This is a genomic window from Flavobacterium sp. (assembly GCF_035456085.1).
Classification (GTDB): domain Bacteria; phylum Bacteroidota; class Bacteroidia; order Flavobacteriales; family Flavobacteriaceae; genus Flavobacterium.
This window is the reverse complement of the sequence record NZ_DATIDY010000008.1, coordinates 22,539-41,459: the sequence shown is the minus strand read 5'-3', so window position 1 is coordinate 41,459 and position 18,921 is coordinate 22,539. Positions and strand designations below refer to the sequence as shown.

Here is an 18,921-nt window from a genome sequence, read left to right as displayed (position 1 = left end):
AGCGTGCAATCTAGTAAAATTAAATGCAATATCGCTTTTCATCCAGATTCAGTTGACGAACATCTAAAACTTCAAAAAGTTATCAAATTTAAAATTCTTGAAAAAAACAGCTATAGTATAAATTATAAAATTGAATTAGTTGGTGATGTAATTGAAGAAAAAATTAACTGGAGATTAAGTACTGATGACGATTGGAAAGATTTGAATTAAAAAATCACTAAAATACCATCACTAGCCCCGATTGCTTCGCCAGTTCGCTTCGCTCGTGTGAAACAAAAATCCTTATAAGCCGGTGTTCGGCTTATAAGATTGTAGTGAAAAGCGGGACTGTACTTCCTGAAAAAGACGAAATCCTGTGCTCCTGAATAATAGACTGAGAATCATGTCTGTTTTGTTTTGCAGTTTCGGAAAAAAGAATTAATTTTGCACACCTTTTGACGGATAAGAGTTTCCTTTAGGTATCAAATAATTAAAGTAAAACAACTTCTGTATTTTTCTTTCGCATGGAGGAACTCAAGAAAAAACAGAATACAAATTTTTTATCAGCATGTCTGAACAATTAAAATCACAAGAAGAGTTTTTAGCAAATTTCAACTGGCATAACTTTGAAGAAGGTATCGATGCAGTAGATGAGAAAAACTTGTTGGAATTCGAAGAACTAGTATCAAAAACTTTTATCGCTACTGACCAAGAAGAAGTAGTAGAAGGAGTAGTTGTGAGAATTACAGATAGAGACGTTATCGTTGATATCAACGCAAAATCGGAAGGTGTTATTTCATTAAACGAATTCCGTTATAACCCAAACTTAAAAGTAGGTGACAAAGTTGAAGTATTAATTGACATCCGTGAGGACAAAACAGGTCAACTAGTATTATCACACAGAAAAGCACGTACTATCAAATCATGGGATAGAGTTATTGCTGCAAACGAAACAGGTGAAATCGTTAATGGTTTTGTAAAATGCAGAACTAAAGGTGGTATGATCGTTGACGTTTTCGGAATCGAGGCTTTCTTGCCAGGATCTCAAATTGATGTTAAGCCAATTAGAGATTACGATGTTTACGTAAACAAAATGATGGAATTCAAAGTTGTGAAAATCAACCACGAATTCAAAAACGTTGTTGTATCTCACAAAGCTCTTATCGAGGCTGACATTGAAGTACAGAAAAAAGAAATCATCGGTCAATTACAAAAAGGACAAGTATTAGAAGGTGTTGTTAAAAACATTACTTCTTATGGTGTGTTCATTGACTTAGGTGGTGTTGATGGATTAATTCACATTACTGACCTTTCTTGGAGTAGAATCAACCACCCAAGTGAAGTTCTTGAATTAGACCAAAAATTAAATGTTGTAATCCTTGATTTCGATGATGAGAAAACAAGAATTCAATTAGGATTGAAACAATTAAACGCTCACCCATGGGATGCTCTTAATGCTGATTTAGCAATTGGAGACAAAGTACAAGGTAAAGTAGTTGTAATCGCTGATTACGGTGCATTTATCGAAGTTGCTGAAGGTGTTGAAGGTTTAATCCACGTTTCTGAAATGTCATGGTCAACTCACTTACGTTCTGCTCAGGATTTCGTAAAAGTTGGAGATGTTGTTGAGGCTGTTATCTTAACTTTAGATAGAGATGACCGTAAAATGTCATTAGGTATCAAACAATTGACTCAAGATCCATGGACTGATATCACTTCTAAATACCCAGTAGGTTCTAAACACACAGGTATCGTTAGAAACTTTACAAACTTTGGTATTTTCGTAGAATTAGAAGAAGGAATTGATGGATTAATCTACATTTCTGACCTTTCTTGGACTAAGAAAATTAAACACCCATCTGAATTTGTAAATGTTGGTGAAAAACTTGAAGTAGTTGTATTAGAATTAGATGTTGAAGGACGTAAATTATCTTTAGGTCACAAACAAACTACTTCTAATCCTTGGGATCAATATGAAGATTCATTCGCAGTTGGAACTATCCACTCAGGTGAAATCTCTGAAATCGTTGACAAAGGAGCTACTGTAGAATTCGGTGAAGATATCGTTGCTTTCATTCCAACTCGTCACCTTGAAAAAGAAGACGGTAAAAAATTGAAAAAAGGAGATACTGCTGATTTCAAAGTAATTGAATTCAACAAAGAATTCAAAAGAGTAGTTGCTTCTCACACTGCAATCTTCCGTGAAGAAGAAGAGAAAAACGTGAAAGCTGCTGCTGAAACTACTGCGTCTGCATCTACTACTAACGCACCAGCTGCTACTTTAGGAGATAATAATGATGTATTAGCTGCTTTAAAAGCTAAAATGGAAAAATCAGAGAAAAAATAATTCTTAGATTTTTTAAATATAGGAAGCCCCGCAAATTGCGGGGCTTTTTTATGCCATCTTGTATATATTTAATAAGAAAAATTGTTTATTAAATTCAAAGACTTAGATTTACTGCTTAAATATTTACTTATGAAAAAATCTACTTTTTTTTTGGTCTTTGTTTTTATAATTGTTTAAGAGCGAAGGTTATTAATTTTCCGGATGCTAATTTTTTTAATATAGAAAGCCCGACGTATTGGGGTTTTATATGCAAAAAATTTTGTGAATTCAGACAATTGTCTGTTTTAACAATTTATTTGTAATAAAAATACATATTTGTTGGAAAATGATTACTTTTGAATAATTTCAAACATAGTTTATGGTTCAAAAATTACATTTTCCTACTTATTTTGTATTGGCGATTCTTTTTTTCTGCTCGATTGATAGTAATGCTCAGTGTGCAGGTAATGACAATACAGTTCCTGATGTCTGTAATATTTCGGCGACATCTAGCCAATCAATTAATTTAGCTTCATTTTTAGGTCCTCATACTGCAGGAGGTACATGGAATGATGATAACTCTTCGGGTGGTTTAGATACTGCAAGCGGTATTTTGAATGCACAAAAAATCAGACAAAGCGGTACATATCATTATACCTATTCCTTAAATAATATAAATGGATGCACCGATAGTGCAACAATAACAATTACTATAGGAGGATATACTGGTATTCCACAGGCCGCTAATGCATGTAGTGATGATACACAATTCAGTTTATTTCAAGCATTTAATGGAGCATTTGTTCTTCCTCAAAAAGGTGGTCTTTGGCACGATGATACTCCCTCTGGAGGAGTAGATATATATAACGGAATTCTTAATGCTACAATTCCGCCGACTGGTATTAATTATTCTTACACTTATACTGTTGATGCAATAGGAACTTGTCCACAAGTTTCTTCAACAATTCGAGTACTTATAGTGCCTTACCCTAAATCTGGAAGTCCCACAGATTTAAATGTTTGTTCAAACAATTTAATTGGGTATACTAATTTTAATTTAAATAATTTATTATCTAATGAAGACCCAGGAGGCAAATGGACAGAATTGAGTGGCACTTCAGAAATTACATCACCTTTGGATAATGCTGTAAATGTTCAAAACATATATAATACTAAAGGAGCAGGAAGTTATAGTTTCAGGTATACAGTTATTCCTGAATATGAAATCTGCTTACCGGAAGCTACTACTATAGTTACGATTAAAATTGAGGAGTTGCTTGACTTAACTGGAGCAACTCTTGCAATAAGCCCTAATACTATTTGTGAAGATGTAATGCCTATAACCACTTATACTGCCACATTTACAAAAGGTTCTCAAAACATACCTGATGGCAGTTATGAAATTACCTATACAATTAATGGTGCTGGATTACCAAAGCAAGCTATTGTAAATTGCACTAATGGGAAATTAACGGGATTTACTATCCCTCCAAGCAATTTTCAAACTGCAGGTAATTATACTATTTCGATTGTAAATTTTAGAATAGCATCAAGCTCTGGTGCTTGTTCTAATATTATGAGTACAACAGCCAACGCTGTTTTGTCCATTGATCCAATTCCTAAAATCAATAATGCGACACTTAGTGTAGAAGATCCAATTTGCCAATCCAATGATGCAATGGTTTCTTTTTCAGGGATATCAAATCTGACTGATGGAGATTATGATATTCTTTATAATATAAGAGGGAGTAATAGAGCAACTTCAGTGCCAGCTGTTCTAAGTATTGCTGGGGGGCAAGGTAATTTTTCAATTCCAAAGACTTTAATTCCAAATGTAGGGCCAACCACAATTGCGATAACAAGAATTACTAATTCTAATTCTGGTTGTACCAATGCATCAACACTTAGCGCATCTTTTACAATAAATCCGTTACTTGATGTGTCCAATTTGAAAGTTGACATAAAACAAGTATGTCAAGGTCAGCCAGCAACGGTTAAATTAACTGGATTAGGTACTTTAAGCTCTATTGAAATAACTTACAATATTTCGGGACTTAATAATAGGCCATCTCAAACAATTCCATTGGCAGTAGTTTCAGGTGCAGTAAGTTTTGATATTCTCGCGACTGATATTCCTAATTTGGGACTGACGATATTTACTATTACGAATGTCACCAATCTTTTGACAGGCTGTTCTATTGCAACTAATAAAATAGCCAACTTTACAGTAAACCCAATACCAAATATTCCTGTTGCTATAGATCAATCTTTTTGTACAGCTGATAATGCAGCAGTTGCTAATTTATTGCCACAAGGAAATCAGTATCAATGGTTTGATTCAGCTATCAGTACAGTGCCATTAGTTAGCACAACTCCTTTACAATCGGCTTCTTATTATGTAAAAGAAGTAAATCATAATACAGGCTGTGGATCAGGGCTAAAAATGGTAAATGTTACCATTAATCCAACGCCTCAAATAAATAGTGCGAGTTTAGCAATTACTTCAGGTTGTCAATCTAATACTGTCACTGTTTCATTGGATAATTCAAACCTTACCGATGGAAATTATAATATTCTTTATAATTTGAGTGGTGCTAATACTGGTATAGCAATCGTAGCAGTAGTTGCTGTTAACAATGGAGTGGGGTTATTTTCAATTCCAGGAAATCTAATTTTAAATGCAGGTTCAACTACAGTCACAATTACTAATATTACAAATCCAGTGACCAACTGTTCGAATACGGTAAATCTAAGTACAGCTTTTATAACAAAGCCTTTGCCAGATATTTCTAATTTAGCAATTACAATTAATAATGTTTGTCAAGGTCAGGATGCAACTGTTCAATTATCAGGATTAGGAACTTTGACAACAATTAACATCAATTTTGGATTAACTGGAGCAAATGCTGTTCCTTCTAAAACCATTTCATTAATTGCTAATAGTGGAAAAGCTAGTTTTACCATTCCTGCAAGTGACATGCCAAATTCCGGACTAACGACTTTTACTATGATAGATATAACAAATACTGTTAATGGTTGTCCGTTGCCTATGAATAAAAATGTTGATTTTACAATAAATTCTCCTCCAAATGCTACAGCAATGACACTTAGTATCAATGACAGTTGCCCAAAGCAACCTTTAAATGTTACTGTTTCTGGGCTAGGAACTTTAACAAATATATCGCTAAGTTACGCTGTATCTGGAGCAAACACGGTTACATCACAAACTGTTTCATTGGTTGTAATAGGGGGAAGTACAAGTTTTGTAATACCAGGTTCTGAGCTTGCTATTACAGGTTCAAATACAATATTTATAACAAATTTGACTAACTCAATAACGAGTTGTTCTACAGTTGTAAATTCTGTTTCTAAAAACTTTTCAATACTACCAATTCCAAATAATCCAATTGCAAATAATCAGGAGTTTTGTGTAGAAAACTTAGCAACTGTAGCTAATCTGATTCCAAATGGATCACAATATAAATGGTATGATTCAGCTAATAGTACAACGGCATTACCAGCAAATACAATCTTAGTTACAGGAAATTATTACCTTAGAGAAACGAATCTTACTACAGGTTGTGAATCAAATGCAACAACTGTTTCGATAGTAATTAATAGTGTTCCAACACCATCATTAAAATCAAACGGACAAGATTTTTGTGGAGCAGATAAACCAACAATACAAAATTTATCAAGCAACACGAATTATACTGGAAATTTAACTTGGTATAATTCACCTACTAATGGAACAGCACTTGTCAATACCGATTTCCTTACTGAAGGAACATCTTATTACGGAATTGATTATAATCCTATAACAAAATGTATTTCGCCTCCATTAGAAGCAACCGTAACCTTAACAACTTGTAATGTAACCCCTGATGGATTATTTATTCCTGATGCTTTTTCTCCAAATGGTGATGGGGTGAATGATACTTTTAAAATTAATGATATCGAGTTTTTATTTCCAAACTTTAGTTTAGAAATATTTAATAGATATGGGAATATTTTGTTCAAAGGAAATATTAACAAACCTGATTGGGATGGGAAAAATTCCAATTCTAATTTCATCAATGGTGATGCACCTTCAGGAGTGTATTTTTATATTATCAATTACAATAAAGACAATTTCAAACCAAGACAAGGACAGCTTTATTTAAATCGATAATCATTTTTTACTTCTAAATTAATTCTAATGAAAAAATCAATACTTTTTGTGTTTTTTTTCCTTTCCATACTAAAGGCAACCGCTCAGCAAGAGCCACATTTTACACAGTACATGAGCAATATGAGTGTAATAAACCCAGCTTATGCAACAGGTACACCAACAATTTTAAACTTAGGAAGTTTGTATCGCTACCAATGGGCTGGAATTAAAGGTGCACCAAAAACAATGACATTATTCGCGCATACACCTATTAATGACAAGATAGAAACAGGAATTTCGTTGGTTTCCGATGATATTGGTGATGGTGCCAAAAAAGAAACAAACGTTTTTGCTGACTTTGCATATATTCTTCAATTGAATGAAACACAAAAACTTTCATTTGGTCTGAAAGCTGGATTTTCAAATATAAGTACAAATTTCAATGGCTTTCAATTAAATAGTGGCGATGTGTCTACAGATTTAGCATTTTCCGAAAATGTCAATGAAACTGTTCCAAATATTGGAGTAGGAGCATATTATTTTACCGATAATTATTATGTTGGAATGTCAGTTCCAAACTTACTTAAATCAGAACATTCTGGTGCATCCGGAAGTGGAATAAATGCTTTTGGTAAACGAACTGTTCACGGTTATTTAACTGGAGGTTATGTGTTTGATGTTAATCAATCATTCAAAATTAAACCTGCTGCTATGGCAATATTTGTTGAAGGGGCTCCAGTTTCAGTGGATTTAACTGCAAATGTATTGTACAATGAAAAGTTCGAATTAGGAGCTGCTTACCGATTTGGTGATGCTATTAGTGTACTTATGAATATAAACGTAACCACAGGTTTAAGAATTGGCTATTCATATGATTATACTATTTCTAATCTAAGCCAATTTAATTCGGGTTCACACGAAATTGTACTATTGTATAATTTGAATTTATTGGGCAAAGGATATGATAAATCACCTAGATTCTTCTAAAAAAGTAAAAATGAAAAGAATATATATACTCCTACTTGTATTTACAATTCAGTTTGCACAAGCTCAACAACAACCACAGGATTTGCAAAGAGCAAATCGTTTGTTTGCTAAGACATATTATAGTGAAGCTATTCCTTTGTATGAAAAAATTAGTTTAAAAAATCAAAACATAGATATAATTAAAAATTTGGGAGATTGTTATTATTATACCAATCAATATGATAAAGCCCAGGCACAATATTCTCTTTTAATCCAAAATAAAAACGCAGCACTTGATGAAGATTTTTATTTTAGATATGCACAAACACTGAAAGCTAAAGAAAAATATACTGAAGCCAATACGGTTTTACGAAATTATTATCAGGCTTCCAATAATAGTGTAGCAATAGAAAAATTAGACAAAGACATTAAAATTTTGAACAATGTTACTGCTGTAGGTGAAAGATTTGATATCAAAAACTTGACTTTGAATACACCAAATTCTGAGTTTGGAGGTGTTGTTCTTAATGATGCTCTGATATTTGCAGCTGTTAAAAAGAAACCAAATCTGTTTGATAAAACTTATAAATGGAACAATGAAAGCTACCTAAATTTAGTTAGTATTCCATTAAAAAATGTAAATGCAAAAGATTCTGTTATTTCCTATTTTTCAAAAGATTTGAAATCCCCAATGCATGAGTCGAATGCTATTTTTACAAAAGATGGCAAAACAATGTATTTTACACGAAATAATTCTACAAATGGAAGGAGAGGTAAAAATGCAGACAAGATTTCAAATATTCAGATTTTTAAAGCTGAATTGGTAGACAATAAATGGACAAATATTGTTTCATTACCTTTTAACAGTCCCGATTATTCTGTAGAACATCCTGCATTAAGTCCAGATGAAAAAACATTATATTTTGCTTCTGATATGCCTGGAACTTTGGGTTCATTGGACATTTTCAGTGTTACTATTGATGGCTCAACTTATGGAGTTCCTACCAATTTGGGCGAAAATATTAATACTCAAAAAAGAGAACAATTCCCGTTTATTTCTGAAGATAACAAATTATATTTTTCTTCTAATGGAAGAGAAGGTTTCGGCGCTTTGGACATTTTTGTTTCCAATATTCAAAATAACGCCTTTTCAAAAGCTTCAAATGTTGGACTTCCTGTAAATTCAGGCTATGATGATTTTGCATTTTATATAAACTCTAACAGCAAAGAAGGTTTTTTCTCTTCAGACAGACCCGGAGGAAAAGGAAAAGATGATATTTATTCATTCAAAGAAACCAAAGATTTAATCATTGAAGATTGCAAACAATATATCGCAGGTGTTATTTCTGATGTTGATTCACATCTTGCTTTAGAAAATGCGATCGTTATTTTAAAAGATAGCGGTAATCAAGAACTCGAAAAAGTAACAACTACAGCTGAAGGAAAATTCAGTTTTACAATTGAATGTGAATCCAAATATTCCTTATTCGTAACTAAAGAAAATTATACTGAGAATTCAAAATCATTAACTATTTCTGGAGAAAGAAATAAAATCAATGATGGTTCAATGGAAATCAGATCTCAAGATATAATTAAAAAAGAAGAACAATTAGCTGCTGAAAAACTAAAAGCTGCCGAATTAGTTGCTCTTGAACAAAAAAGAAAAGCTGATGCTATTGCTTTGAAAGAACAAAAAATTGCCGAAGCTAATGCTCTTAAGCAAAAGAAAAAAGACGATGCAATTGCTCTTGAAGCCAAAAAATTGGCAGAAATTGCAGCCATACAGCAAATGAAAAAAGATAAATTGGAAGCTGATAAAAAGCAAAAAGAATTTGCCGCTGCTAAGAAAAAAGAAAGAACTGCTGCTATTATTGCTGCCGAAAAAGATGTAATAAGAGACAAAGACCGATTAATCATTAAAACGGATCCTATTTACTTTGATTACAACATGTGGTATATTCGAAAAGAATCCAAAAAAATACTAAATCGTGTGGTCGAGTTAATGAATAAGTATCCGGAAATGGTAGTTGAGATCGGCTCTCATACTGATAATCGTGGTAATTTAAAATTTAATTTGAATCTTTCTCAAAATAGAGCTGATGCTACACGGGATTATATTTTAGAACAAGGAATTTCTAAAAATAGAATCATTGCTAAAGGATATGGAGAATCAGTTCCAATAATAAAATGTATCCCAGAAGATTCTTGTGATGAAGAACAACACGAATTAAATAGAAGAAGTGAATTTGTGATTAAAGATTTATAAAAAATAATTAAACGCCATATTACATATTACAGGGTTTTGACTTTAAAAGTCAAAACCCTTTTTTTTTACTATTAAAATCGTGTAACAATTTCGGAAATTTATGTAATGTATTTAATTACAGAATTATACAACTTTGTAAACATTCAATAAAGAATGAACACATAAAAACTAACACGATGGACACAGAAAGAGATGAATATCAAAACCTAAAAAGTGATGTTGAGGAAGCACAAAATAATTCTCAAGATCAACCTAAAAATACTCCTGAATTGGATTCTGAAATTGAACACACAGATAGTAATTATACTGATGATCAAAACAATTCAAATACTGGCTATACTGAAAAATTATTAGAAAAAGAATTTCAGCATGAGCAAAACAAAAATGAAGAGGAAAATGACATAGAGGACGATCCAATTGTTAAAAACGGAAATGTCGTTATTGATGAACTTACCCAAAAAGATAATAACGAGTATGAAAATCAATCCGATCAGAATGATGAATTCTAAAAATAATAGTTATAAAATAATTTACTTAATGTCAAAATAACTTATATCATGGAAGCAAGAACACAATCATCAAATTTTTTAAATATAAAAAATAATGTTTCAACGCTGGAACGATTATTAATGGTTACAAGTGGAGCCTATTTTTTATATAAAGGATTAACCCAAAAAGATAAAAGCATTACTCAAAGTGGGCTTGGTGGAGCAATGCTCGTAAGAGGAATTACCGGCTATTGTCCTGTTTATGATGCGGTAGATCACCTCAAAAATGATAAAGCACAGAATGTAAATATTCGAATTAACAGCGTTATCAATAAACCAATTGGTGAGGTTTATGCATTTTGGAGAAATCTGGAAAATCTACCAAAATTCATGAATCATTTACAATCTGTTAAAACTATTAATCAAACAACATCAGAATGGACTGCTAAAGGACTATCAGGAATTGGAAGATTATCATGGAAAGCAGAAATTATTAAAGATGAAAAAGAAAAATTGCTAAGCTGGCGTTCTTTACCAGATGCACAAATTGAAAACGCCGGTAAAGTTATCTTTAGTCAAAAAGGAAAAGCAACAGAACTGGATATAACAATATCTTACCGCGCACCTCTAGGAATAGCTGGTGAAAGCGCTGCAAAACTTCTTAATCCTTTCTTCCAAAAAATGGTTAAAGATGACATTCTAAATCTAAAAGAATATCTTGAATCTGGTCATCAATAATATGATTGTATAAATCAAAGCCTGCTAAAATTAAAACTTAGCAGGCTTTTTTGATTAAAAATAGCATTGATTTTTTTTTAGCTGTTAAATCTTTTTCAGATTATATAATGGATCATTTTCGTCAAGATCTTGTTGAAAATCCTCATCACTATTTAGATTAGTTGGCTCACGATCATTTATATCATAATCATTTTCATTGTATTTTTCGATTAGATCATCATCAAAATCGTCTTCTGTATCATCATCATAATCCAAATCATCATCATGATATTGATCACTGTCACTATTCAAAAAATCATCGTCTTCCCCTTTATTGACAATAGTTTCATCATTGCCTTTTGCAGGATCATGTTCTGGATCGTTGCTGTTTTCGGCTTTTTCATTTAGATATTCATTAACATAACTTGAATCATCATCCTGGCTGTTATAGAATGGATTATTGTCGTTTTGTTCGATACCAGACATTTCGGTTAGCTGAAGATTTTGATCTTCGTGATCAAAATTTTCGTTAGTTATTGTTCCCATAATGATTGAATTTTTATTAAACAATTAAAATCTTTTTACCTAACAAAACTTAAATCTATTGGTTATATAAATAGTTAAAGCATTGAAGTAATTTTCAAAGTTATAACCACTTATAACAATTTGATTATAGGATTTAAATATTAGCTTACAAAATTATCAGCCGATTTTATCATATTCAAACTTTCTTGATTAAATAATTATTATTTCTCCTGCTTAATTTCATTGATTTCTTTCTTTAATTCTAAAAACATCCCTTTAATAGTTTCTGAATCTAATGTCATTGGTGTACTATCGTCTCTTCCAATGTGGCAAACATATTCCCATATTTCTATTATATCTGAAAGCTTTACTTCGTATGGACTATAAATCATATTATCCGAAACTACCGTCAGCGAATCATCAGTCTTATTACCTAATCTTTTATACGTAATTCCTTCATTTGAAGTAATTAATATATATGTTTTATTCATTTTTATCTCTCCTAGATTTTCTACATATTTTCCAACTATAAAAGATTGATTAGTATGTGGTGGCATAGAGTCTCCATTAATAGGGAAAGCTCTCATTTTACCCGAGCCCAAAAATGGCAAAGCTATTTGCTGCAAGTTTTCAATATATTCAGCATCGGAATAACCACTCAGATAGCCAGCCTGAGCCTTGTGTGGAATAATTTCAATCAGATTATTTCCTTTTTGATCAACAGTTATAGGCAAAATAATTCGGTTGTCTTCCAACCGTATTAAATTGTCTATTGATGTTTTCCTTAAATCAACAGTCAGAAGCAAATCAATACTAATATGATAATAGCGTGAAATAACTACTAGCGTTTCTGCTGGCGGTGTGTTTTTGCCATACTCATATTTTTTGTAACGGTCTACAGGTAAAGCCATACCATCAGCGACTTCTTGCTGAGATAAATTCTGTTTACTTCGAAGCCATTTTAGATTGTCAGAAATATACAACATACGTTAAAGGGATTTTAAATCACTACAAATATAAACCATAAAGTGATTATACGTCCTAAATTTGTAAAATATTTAATCACTAAATCAAATATAATTAGGCTATTAGCAGAATAGTAACAATGTTCACGTTATACACCAATGAAAAAGCAGGAATACGCCATAGTAGATATAGAAACCACAGGTGGAAATGCCAGAGGAAGCCGAATAACTGAAATAGCTATTATAATTCATGACGGAACCAAAGTAATTGACCGGTGGGAAACACTTGTTAATCCACAAAAGGAAATACCTATACCCATTTTTGCACTTACAGGTATTGATAATGACATGGTGCGACATGCTCCCATATTTGATGATGTTGCCGAAAAAATTTTGGAGATGCTTACAGACCGTATTTTTGTTGCACATAATGTCAATTTTGATTATTCATTTGTTCGACATCAATTGGAAGAATCTGGCTTTAAATGGACGGCGAGAAAACTTTGCACTGTTCGTGCTACAAGAAAGATTAAACCCGGATTAAGTTCTTACAGCCTGGGAAATCTCTGCAATTCTTTAGATATAAATATAGAAAACAGACATCGTGCAGGTGGCGATGCTGATGCTACAACTATATTATTCTCCAAATTGTTAGAATGGGATAGGGAAGGAGAGTTGAATAAAATGATTAAAAAAACTTCACAAGATCAGCGCTTGCCTCCTAATTTACCACCTCAGGATTTTGAACAATTACCTGAAAAAATAGGGGTCTATTATTTTTATAATCAAGTAAAAAAAGTAATCTATGTTGGTAAAGCAGTCAATATTAAAAAACGTGTGGCTTCTCATTTTAGCGGTCATAATGTAAATGCGCAAAGACAGAATTTCTTAAAAGACATTTATGGAATTTCTTTTGAAGTTTGCGCTACAGAACTAATGGCTCTTTTATTAGAATGCGATCAAATTAAAAGACTTTGGCCCATGTATAATCGGGCACTAAAACGCTTCGAAGCTAAATTTGGATTGTATGAATATGAAGCGCGAAACGGTTATAAATATTTGGCAATTGGAAAACTATCTAAGTTTCAAAAATGTATTCAGGAATTCAATAGTCAATATGATGGTATAATAGTGCTACAAAATCTTGCTCAGCAGTTTAAAATTGATCAAAGGTTTTGTCAATATGGAATGTCAGTTGTTGGAGAGTTTTTTCAAAAGAATGATGTTACAAATTTACCTGAAGCTGATTATCACAACCAGCAAATAGAAAATGCTATTGACTTTCTATTAAGCAACCGACCAAGTTTTGCTATTATAGATAAAGGAATATCTATCGAAGAAAGCAGTTGTATTTGGGTTGAAAACGGTCATTTTTATGGAATGGGCTACATTCCATCAGATGTTGGATTTGCTGACCTCTCGGAAATTAAAGATTATGTAACCCCTTTTCGAAGTAATCAATACATGATGCATCTCATTTATGCTTATGCAGAAAAATATCCTGGAAAAGTAAAACGATTTGTAAATAAAAATAAAACTCAAGATTATGATTCTCTTCAATGACACCGAAATGTTTTCATCAGGAACAGCTGGCAGAAAAGTGTTTGAAGTGCCAGATGCTGATCTTCTATTAATTGATAGTTTTTTTAATAAAGAAGAGTCCGATCGTTATTATAATATTTTGTTGAACAATACAGTCTGGCGCGAATACGATATGCCTATGTACGATAAAATTGTTACAGCTCCGCGAATGGTTGCATGGTATGATGATAGCGACTTTATTTTGGGTAAATCAAATTGGCCTAAAGAATTAAGAACGATTAAAAGCAAAGTCGAAAATGAAACCAAAATATATTTTAATGCTGTTTTGCTAAATCTGTACAGAAATGGAAATGATGGCGTGGCTTGGCATAGCGATAAAACAAAAAGCCTTAATAAAGATATGAATATTGCATCGGTCACATTTGGCGAAACCAGAATGTTCCGATTGCGTCATAAATTTTTAAAACAACTACCGCATTTGGAAATTCCTTTACATCACGGCTCTTTTTTATTAATGGCAGGAAAAACAAATAGTTTTTGGGAACATCAGGTTCCTAAAACATCCAAAGAAGTACTTCCGAGAATTAATTTAACTTTTAGGCAAGTTAAAATGTAGTATAAAAAAAACAGCAGTAAACCAGTGCTTACTACTGTTTTAAATTGGTAATCTGAATTATTCTAAGAAAAAAGCATTAGAATTTATATCCTAAAGATGCCGAAAAAACTGAATTTTTTACATTATAATCATCATCGACATCATAAATGTTTGACAAACCAATATTATATCTTAAACCAGCAGATAAATTTTCAGTAAAATCATATCCGGCACCGAAATTAAGCCCAAAATTCACAGAATTTGTTATGTCTTTAATGTCCTCAGATTCTGATGCAGAAAATGATGCACCACTAAAACTTTCAGTAACATCATAATTTTGTTTTGCTGATAATAAGAAACCGATTTGAGGACCTACCTCTAAACTAAAAGATTTGGCAACATAAAACTTAGCCATTAAAGGAATATTTAAATATCCTAATTTTGTTGTTGTTTCATCAGTATGTGTAATACCCGAAAAACTTTCAGTATATGACTCTTTACCACCTTGAGCAGAATACATTAATTCTGGCTGAAATGAAAAGTTATCAGAAATTTTAAATTCTGCAAAACCTCCAATTTGAAAACCAATCAAAGAAGAAGCATCATTGACATCTCCAGAAATTGATGAAATGTTTAAAGCAGCTTTCGCTCCAAATTTTACTTCTTGTGCATTTGTAAATCCAAACGCGAATACAGCAAGAGCTGACAAAATAATTTTTTTCATTGTAATTATATATTGTTAAAAGGCAGCAAATATATTGTAAAATTCATACAAACAACATGGTCAAAACATTTCTTAAAGTTTTTTTTAAACAAAAAAACAATAATCACTTAGTAGTTAAATAATTACAATAAGTAAAAAAAGCAAACTCTTATCACAAAAAAAATCCTAAGTAATGGTTTGGAATTCCATCAACTTAGGATTTTTTTGTTTTAATATTAGCTTACCACATTTGGCTTACCTCATTTTTAATATATCCCAAAGCAGCATTGCTAGGGGTTTGTCTTTCCAATAAATCATTCAGCAAAGCTTCTCTCAATTGATCAGCGTTACCTACAGTTTCACTAATCGCAGCTTTACGAATCATCTGAATTGTAGCGTTTTTAGCTGTTGTTATGATTGTCCAACATTCATCGGTCATGTAAATTTGTTGGGCCAAATTATGTTCAAATTCCTGATCTATTTGAGCAATAACAAAATTTGCATAATCATTTTTATTTGTAGAAATCGGTGATATTCTAGTCAATAAATTAGAAAGACTAATACGCTCCAAAAACAAAGTCATTCTTTCGTAAGCCTGTAAACGCAAAGGCATAGCGTTTTTCTGAGCTTCTTTGCTTAATAAATATCGGCGTCTTCCTTCTTCGTTTTTTGTATGTAAATTAAAAAAGTAATAAGCAACCATTCCTGTAATAATTGCTGGCAAAGTATAACTTAATAATTCTAGCATTTTTGATAAATCCATTTTTGTTTAATTTTTTAAGAACGCAAAAATAATCTTTTTAAAACTAAAACAAAGGCAAAATTATCCCAATAATAAAAAGCTGAACACTATTTTTGTCGTTCAGAATAAAATTTAAATATAACCCACAAATGGAAACCTACATCATCATTTTATTATGTTTAGCGGCTTTCTTCGCAGGATTTATAGATGCGATCGTAGGCGGTGGCGGTCTCATTCAAACCCCAATGGGATTGATATTATTACCCAATCTTCCTGTATCGACCGTAATAGGATCACTAAAAATCCCTGCCTTTAGCGGAACTTCATTTGCAGGCTATCAATACATGAAAAAAGTAGATATTAATTGGAAAATCTTAAGTGTCATGATGCTTGTTGCTTGTCCTTCAGCTTTTTTGGGATCTACGCTATTAACACATGTAAGCAACGATTTTATGAAACCATTGTTATTAGTTGTATTGTCATCATTGGCAATTTACACTTATGCTAAAAAAAATTTCGGTCAACATCAGGAAAGAAATATAGCACCCAAAACTCAAATTCTCAACGCAATAGGAATCAGTTTTATAGTCGGCCTTTATGATGGATTCATAGGTCCAGGCACTGGAAGCTTTCTTGTTGTTGCCTTCATAGCCATAATGGGATTTGACTTTTTACACGCTTCTGCCAATGCCAAAATGGTAAACCTTGCTACCAATTTTGGTTCTATTTGCTTATTTATGTTCAAAGGAAAAATCATTTGGGCAATCGCTTTACCCATGGCAGCCAGTAACGCAGCAGGCGGCTGGATTGGAGCAAAACTTGCAATAAACAAAGGGAATAACTTCATTCGAATCTTCTTTTTAATCGTTGTAATCGGCACCTTAATACGTTTCGCCTATGATGTTCTTTTAAGATAATCAGCGTCATTTGGGCGTAACCCCCACTAGAAAAAGGGCTGAATTTTGCAACTGCTTATACGCCCTTTTCCTAGTGGCGGTCGGGCTATCCATGCTACTTCGGTAGCTTATTCCTATCCCTTACGCAGTACATAGAACATTTTCAGCTTTTAAAACTTTATTAAATAATAACATTTTCAGATTTATTTTTTTTTTAAATAACTTTACAATATCCACTATCTTAAAGTGTTACATTAATTTAAATTATAAATAACTTTAATTGTAAATAATAAATTATGAATTATAAAACAAAATCAATTCGACCATTTATAGGATCCAAAGATTTCAATTTATCAAGAAACTTTTATCGTGATTTAGGTTTTGAAGAAATCATTTTGGGTCACAATATGTCAGTATTTCAAAAGGAAGGACTTTCCTTTTATTTACAAGACTATTATCTAAAGGATTGGATTGATAATTCAATGATTTTCTTGGAAGTCGATGATGTTAATAGTTTTTGGAAAGAACTTTCAGAGTTACAACTTCCCACAAAATACAAAGAAGTTAAAATTCTTCCTATCAAAACATTAGATTGGGGCAAAGAGTGTTTTATTATTGATCCATCAGGTATTTTATGGCATGTAGGGGAATTTAATAAATAAAAGTATTATTCGTTGATAAGATTCTTATTTCATTGATAATCAGCTATATTTAAAATTATACAAAACTTTGTCTTATCTTTGAGTATCAAGATTTTATAACAACTTTAATATATTTTATTATGAAAAAATTAAATATCATATCAATAATGTTGATTGTTTGTATTGCAAATACAATAACAGTATTTGCTCAGTCTGATTCTAAAAAAGATAAAATTGTTGCTGATAGTAAAACTGCCAAAGATGAATTCATTAAAGCAGATCACCTAATGAGTGGGATTTTTGATAAAGCTTACGGCTATGTTATTTTTCCAAATGTTGGTAAAGGCGGGATTGGAGTAGGGGGAGCAGCTGGTAACGGAGCTGTCTATGAAAATAATACGTTGATAGGTTTGGCAAAATTATCACAATTGAGTATTGGATTTCAGGCCGGTGGACAAGCATATCGTGAAATTATATTCTTTGAGTCCAAAAAAGCAATGGATCATTTTAAGGCTAGTAAATTTGAATTTTCTGCTCAAGTCTCGGCAGTTGCGGTAACGGCAGGCGCTTCTGGAAACGCAAAATATACTGACGGAGTTATGGTATTCACTATGCAAAAAGGCGGACTTATGTACGAAGCCTCAGTTGGTGGTCAGAAATTTAAATTTAACAAATTATAACATAGATATTAAGTTACTTTTATTGTATTCAAGTCTTTTTGAAGAACGAAATAATCTAGAATATTTGCATTTAAGTTGCTATCTGTGATTACTTCGTTCTTCTAAAGGATTTTTTTATTTTGCAACGCATTCTATAGTTGAAAATTTATATTTAACAGTTTTAAAATTGAGAGGTTTGCCTTTTGTGAAATAAGACTTTCCTAAATAAGTAATTATTTCGCCACTGCCTAAAACAAGTGAGTCATTACGTTTCAAAAAAGCCATTGGATTTTTAAAAACTCTGTCTTTATTTGTTCCTTGAATAAAAGAATAATCAGCAAATAAGGTATCTCCGCGAAATTCTCCCTCAATTGTTCCAACTTTTTCTGGTTTGTTTTCGATTTTCATTACCATGTCTCCGGCTATTTTTCCGTTTTTCAAAGTATTGATTTTCAAATCTATTGTGTCGTTTTCATACAATGCTTTGTAACAAGCTGTACTTACAGGCTGTTGAGCTTCAGCTTTGACGGTTTCAATTTCTTTTTGTTCTTTTTTACAACTTCCCAAAACAATGAAAGCCAATAGCAAACAAAAAATACTTAATTTTTTCATAGATAGATATTTTAAATTAATAATTACAGTAATCATTGCTAATTTACAAATAAACCACTTTATTAAATAGTTTGTTTTTAACAAAAAATAATTTGATATAAGCAATTCTTTAGGGCAATTTTGATAATTAATATTTTATTTTAAGATTT

17 protein-coding genes are annotated in these 18,921 nt (G+C 32.0%); 12 read left to right on the top strand and 5 right to left on the bottom strand.

The genetic code is table 11. The features are described from left to right. The 7 genes from VLC96_RS00640 to VLC96_RS00610 all read left to right on the top strand — a co-directional run. Positions 1-210 (top strand): hypothetical protein (locus VLC96_RS00640; RefSeq protein WP_325260045.1); only part of this gene is annotated, 210 nt, incomplete at its 5' end. 337 nt (positions 211-547) lie between these two features. Continuing rightward, positions 548-2,326: a 30S ribosomal protein S1 gene (gene rpsA, locus VLC96_RS00635; RefSeq protein ID WP_325260043.1), complete on the top strand. Its 1,779-nt coding sequence runs from the start codon at positions 548-550 to the stop codon at positions 2,324-2,326. Positions 2,327-2,684: 358 nt separating this feature from the next. Then, entirely contained in the window at positions 2,685-6,476 is a 3,792-nt protein-coding gene (locus VLC96_RS00630) for a T9SS type B sorting domain-containing protein (protein ID WP_325260041.1), read from the top strand. 27 nt (positions 6,477-6,503) lie between these two features. Then, positions 6,504-7,442 carry a PorP/SprF family type IX secretion system membrane protein gene (locus VLC96_RS00625; protein ID WP_325260039.1) on the top strand — a complete coding sequence of 313 codons (939 nt, stop codon included), beginning with the start codon at positions 6,504-6,506 and terminating at the stop codon, positions 7,440-7,442. A gap of 10 nt (positions 7,443-7,452) precedes the next feature. Continuing rightward, positions 7,453-9,687, top strand: a complete 2,235-nt coding sequence (locus VLC96_RS00620) for an OmpA family protein (RefSeq protein ID WP_325260038.1) — start codon at positions 7,453-7,455, stop codon at positions 9,685-9,687. 176 nt (positions 9,688-9,863) lie between these two features. Further along, positions 9,864-10,196: a hypothetical protein gene (locus tag VLC96_RS00615; RefSeq protein ID WP_325260036.1), complete on the top strand. Its 333-nt coding sequence runs from the start codon at positions 9,864-9,866 to the stop codon at positions 10,194-10,196. A gap of 48 nt (positions 10,197-10,244) precedes the next feature. Next, on the top strand, positions 10,245-10,913 hold the full coding sequence (locus VLC96_RS00610; RefSeq protein ID WP_325260034.1) for an SRPBCC family protein: 669 nt from the start codon (positions 10,245-10,247) through the stop codon (positions 10,911-10,913). Between the two features lie 84 nt (positions 10,914-10,997). Here VLC96_RS00610 and VLC96_RS00605 read toward each other — a convergent pair whose 3' ends face one another. Both VLC96_RS00605 and VLC96_RS00600 read right to left on the bottom strand, forming a co-directional pair. Next, on the bottom strand, positions 10,998-11,438 hold the full coding sequence (locus tag VLC96_RS00605) for a hypothetical protein (protein WP_325260032.1): 441 nt from the start codon (positions 11,436-11,438) through the stop codon (positions 10,998-11,000). A gap of 200 nt (positions 11,439-11,638) precedes the next feature. Then, positions 11,639-12,403 carry an XRE family transcriptional regulator gene (locus tag VLC96_RS00600; protein WP_325260031.1) on the bottom strand — a complete coding sequence of 255 codons (765 nt, stop codon included), beginning with the start codon at positions 12,401-12,403 and terminating at the stop codon, positions 11,639-11,641. Positions 12,404-12,541: 138 nt separating this feature from the next. Between VLC96_RS00600 and VLC96_RS00595 the strand changes: the two genes are divergently transcribed. Both VLC96_RS00595 and VLC96_RS00590 read left to right on the top strand, forming a co-directional pair. Further along, positions 12,542-13,945, top strand: coding sequence for an exonuclease domain-containing protein (locus VLC96_RS00595; RefSeq protein WP_325260029.1), 1,404 nt, complete (start codon positions 12,542-12,544; stop codon positions 13,943-13,945). Beyond that, entirely contained in the window at positions 13,929-14,540 is a 612-nt protein-coding gene (locus VLC96_RS00590) for an alpha-ketoglutarate-dependent dioxygenase AlkB family protein (protein WP_325260027.1), read from the top strand. Before VLC96_RS00595 ends, VLC96_RS00590 begins: the two co-directional genes overlap by 17 nt. Positions 14,541-14,616: 76 nt before the next feature. Here VLC96_RS00590 and VLC96_RS00585 read toward each other — a convergent pair whose 3' ends face one another. Together VLC96_RS00585 and VLC96_RS00580 are read right to left on the bottom strand one after the other, a co-directional pair. Further along, on the bottom strand, positions 14,617-15,243 hold the full coding sequence (locus VLC96_RS00585; protein WP_325260025.1) for a porin family protein: 627 nt from the start codon (positions 15,241-15,243) through the stop codon (positions 14,617-14,619). A gap of 220 nt (positions 15,244-15,463) precedes the next feature. Beyond that, entirely contained in the window at positions 15,464-15,985 is a 522-nt protein-coding gene (locus VLC96_RS00580; protein ID WP_325260022.1) for a DUF7935 family protein, read from the bottom strand. Positions 15,986-16,113: 128 nt separating this feature from the next. Here VLC96_RS00580 and VLC96_RS00575 point away from each other — a divergent pair, with 128 nt between their 5' ends. From VLC96_RS00575 to VLC96_RS00565, 3 genes are all read left to right on the top strand, one after another. After that, positions 16,114-16,881 (top strand): sulfite exporter TauE/SafE family protein, encoded by a 768-nt coding sequence (locus VLC96_RS00575; RefSeq protein ID WP_325260020.1) that lies wholly within the window; start codon positions 16,114-16,116, stop codon positions 16,879-16,881. Positions 16,882-17,156: 275 nt separating this feature from the next. Next, positions 17,157-17,522, top strand: coding sequence for a VOC family protein (locus tag VLC96_RS00570; protein WP_325260018.1), 366 nt, complete (start codon positions 17,157-17,159; stop codon positions 17,520-17,522). A gap of 119 nt (positions 17,523-17,641) precedes the next feature. Continuing rightward, entirely contained in the window at positions 17,642-18,181 is a 540-nt protein-coding gene (locus VLC96_RS00565) for a lipid-binding SYLF domain-containing protein (protein WP_325260016.1), read from the top strand. Between the two features lie 114 nt (positions 18,182-18,295). Here VLC96_RS00565 and VLC96_RS00560 read toward each other — a convergent pair whose 3' ends face one another. Beyond that, the gene (locus VLC96_RS00560) at positions 18,296-18,772 is read right to left on the bottom strand and encodes a hypothetical protein (protein WP_325260014.1); all 477 of its coding nucleotides are present in this window, start codon (positions 18,770-18,772) and stop codon (positions 18,296-18,298) included. Positions 18,773-18,921: the final 149 nt, after the last annotated feature.

Bases quoted from the DNA above. Each gene is read 5' to 3' on its own strand.
- VLC96_RS00620 (WP_325260038.1), top strand. From the start codon at position 7,453: ATGAAAAGAATATATATACTCCTACTTGTATTTACAATTCAGTTTGCA.
- VLC96_RS00605 (WP_325260032.1), bottom strand. From the start codon at position 11,438: ATGGGAACAATAACTAACGAAAATTTTGATCACGAAGATCAAAATCTT.
- VLC96_RS00595 (WP_325260029.1), top strand. From the start codon at position 12,542: ATGAAAAAGCAGGAATACGCCATAGTAGATATAGAAACCACAGGTGGA.
- VLC96_RS00575 (WP_325260020.1), top strand. From the start codon at position 16,114: ATGGAAACCTACATCATCATTTTATTATGTTTAGCGGCTTTCTTCGCA.
- VLC96_RS00585 (WP_325260025.1), bottom strand. From the start codon at position 15,243: ATGAAAAAAATTATTTTGTCAGCTCTTGCTGTATTCGCGTTTGGATTT.
- VLC96_RS00565 (WP_325260016.1), top strand. From the start codon at position 17,642: ATGAAAAAATTAAATATCATATCAATAATGTTGATTGTTTGTATTGCA.
- VLC96_RS00625 (WP_325260039.1), top strand. From the start codon at position 6,504: ATGAAAAAATCAATACTTTTTGTGTTTTTTTTCCTTTCCATACTAAAG.
- VLC96_RS00590 (WP_325260027.1), top strand. From the start codon at position 13,929: ATGATTCTCTTCAATGACACCGAAATGTTTTCATCAGGAACAGCTGGC.
- VLC96_RS00615 (WP_325260036.1), top strand. From the start codon at position 9,864: ATGGACACAGAAAGAGATGAATATCAAAACCTAAAAAGTGATGTTGAG.
- VLC96_RS00580 (WP_325260022.1), bottom strand. From the start codon at position 15,985: ATGGATTTATCAAAAATGCTAGAATTATTAAGTTATACTTTGCCAGCA.
- VLC96_RS00630 (WP_325260041.1), top strand. From the start codon at position 2,685: ATGGTTCAAAAATTACATTTTCCTACTTATTTTGTATTGGCGATTCTT.
- VLC96_RS00600 (WP_325260031.1), bottom strand. From the start codon at position 12,403: ATGTTGTATATTTCTGACAATCTAAAATGGCTTCGAAGTAAACAGAAT.
- rpsA (WP_325260043.1), top strand. From the start codon at position 548: ATGTCTGAACAATTAAAATCACAAGAAGAGTTTTTAGCAAATTTCAAC.
- VLC96_RS00570 (WP_325260018.1), top strand. From the start codon at position 17,157: ATGAATTATAAAACAAAATCAATTCGACCATTTATAGGATCCAAAGAT.
- VLC96_RS00610 (WP_325260034.1), top strand. From the start codon at position 10,245: ATGGAAGCAAGAACACAATCATCAAATTTTTTAAATATAAAAAATAAT.
- VLC96_RS00560 (WP_325260014.1), bottom strand. From the start codon at position 18,772: ATGAAAAAATTAAGTATTTTTTGTTTGCTATTGGCTTTCATTGTTTTG.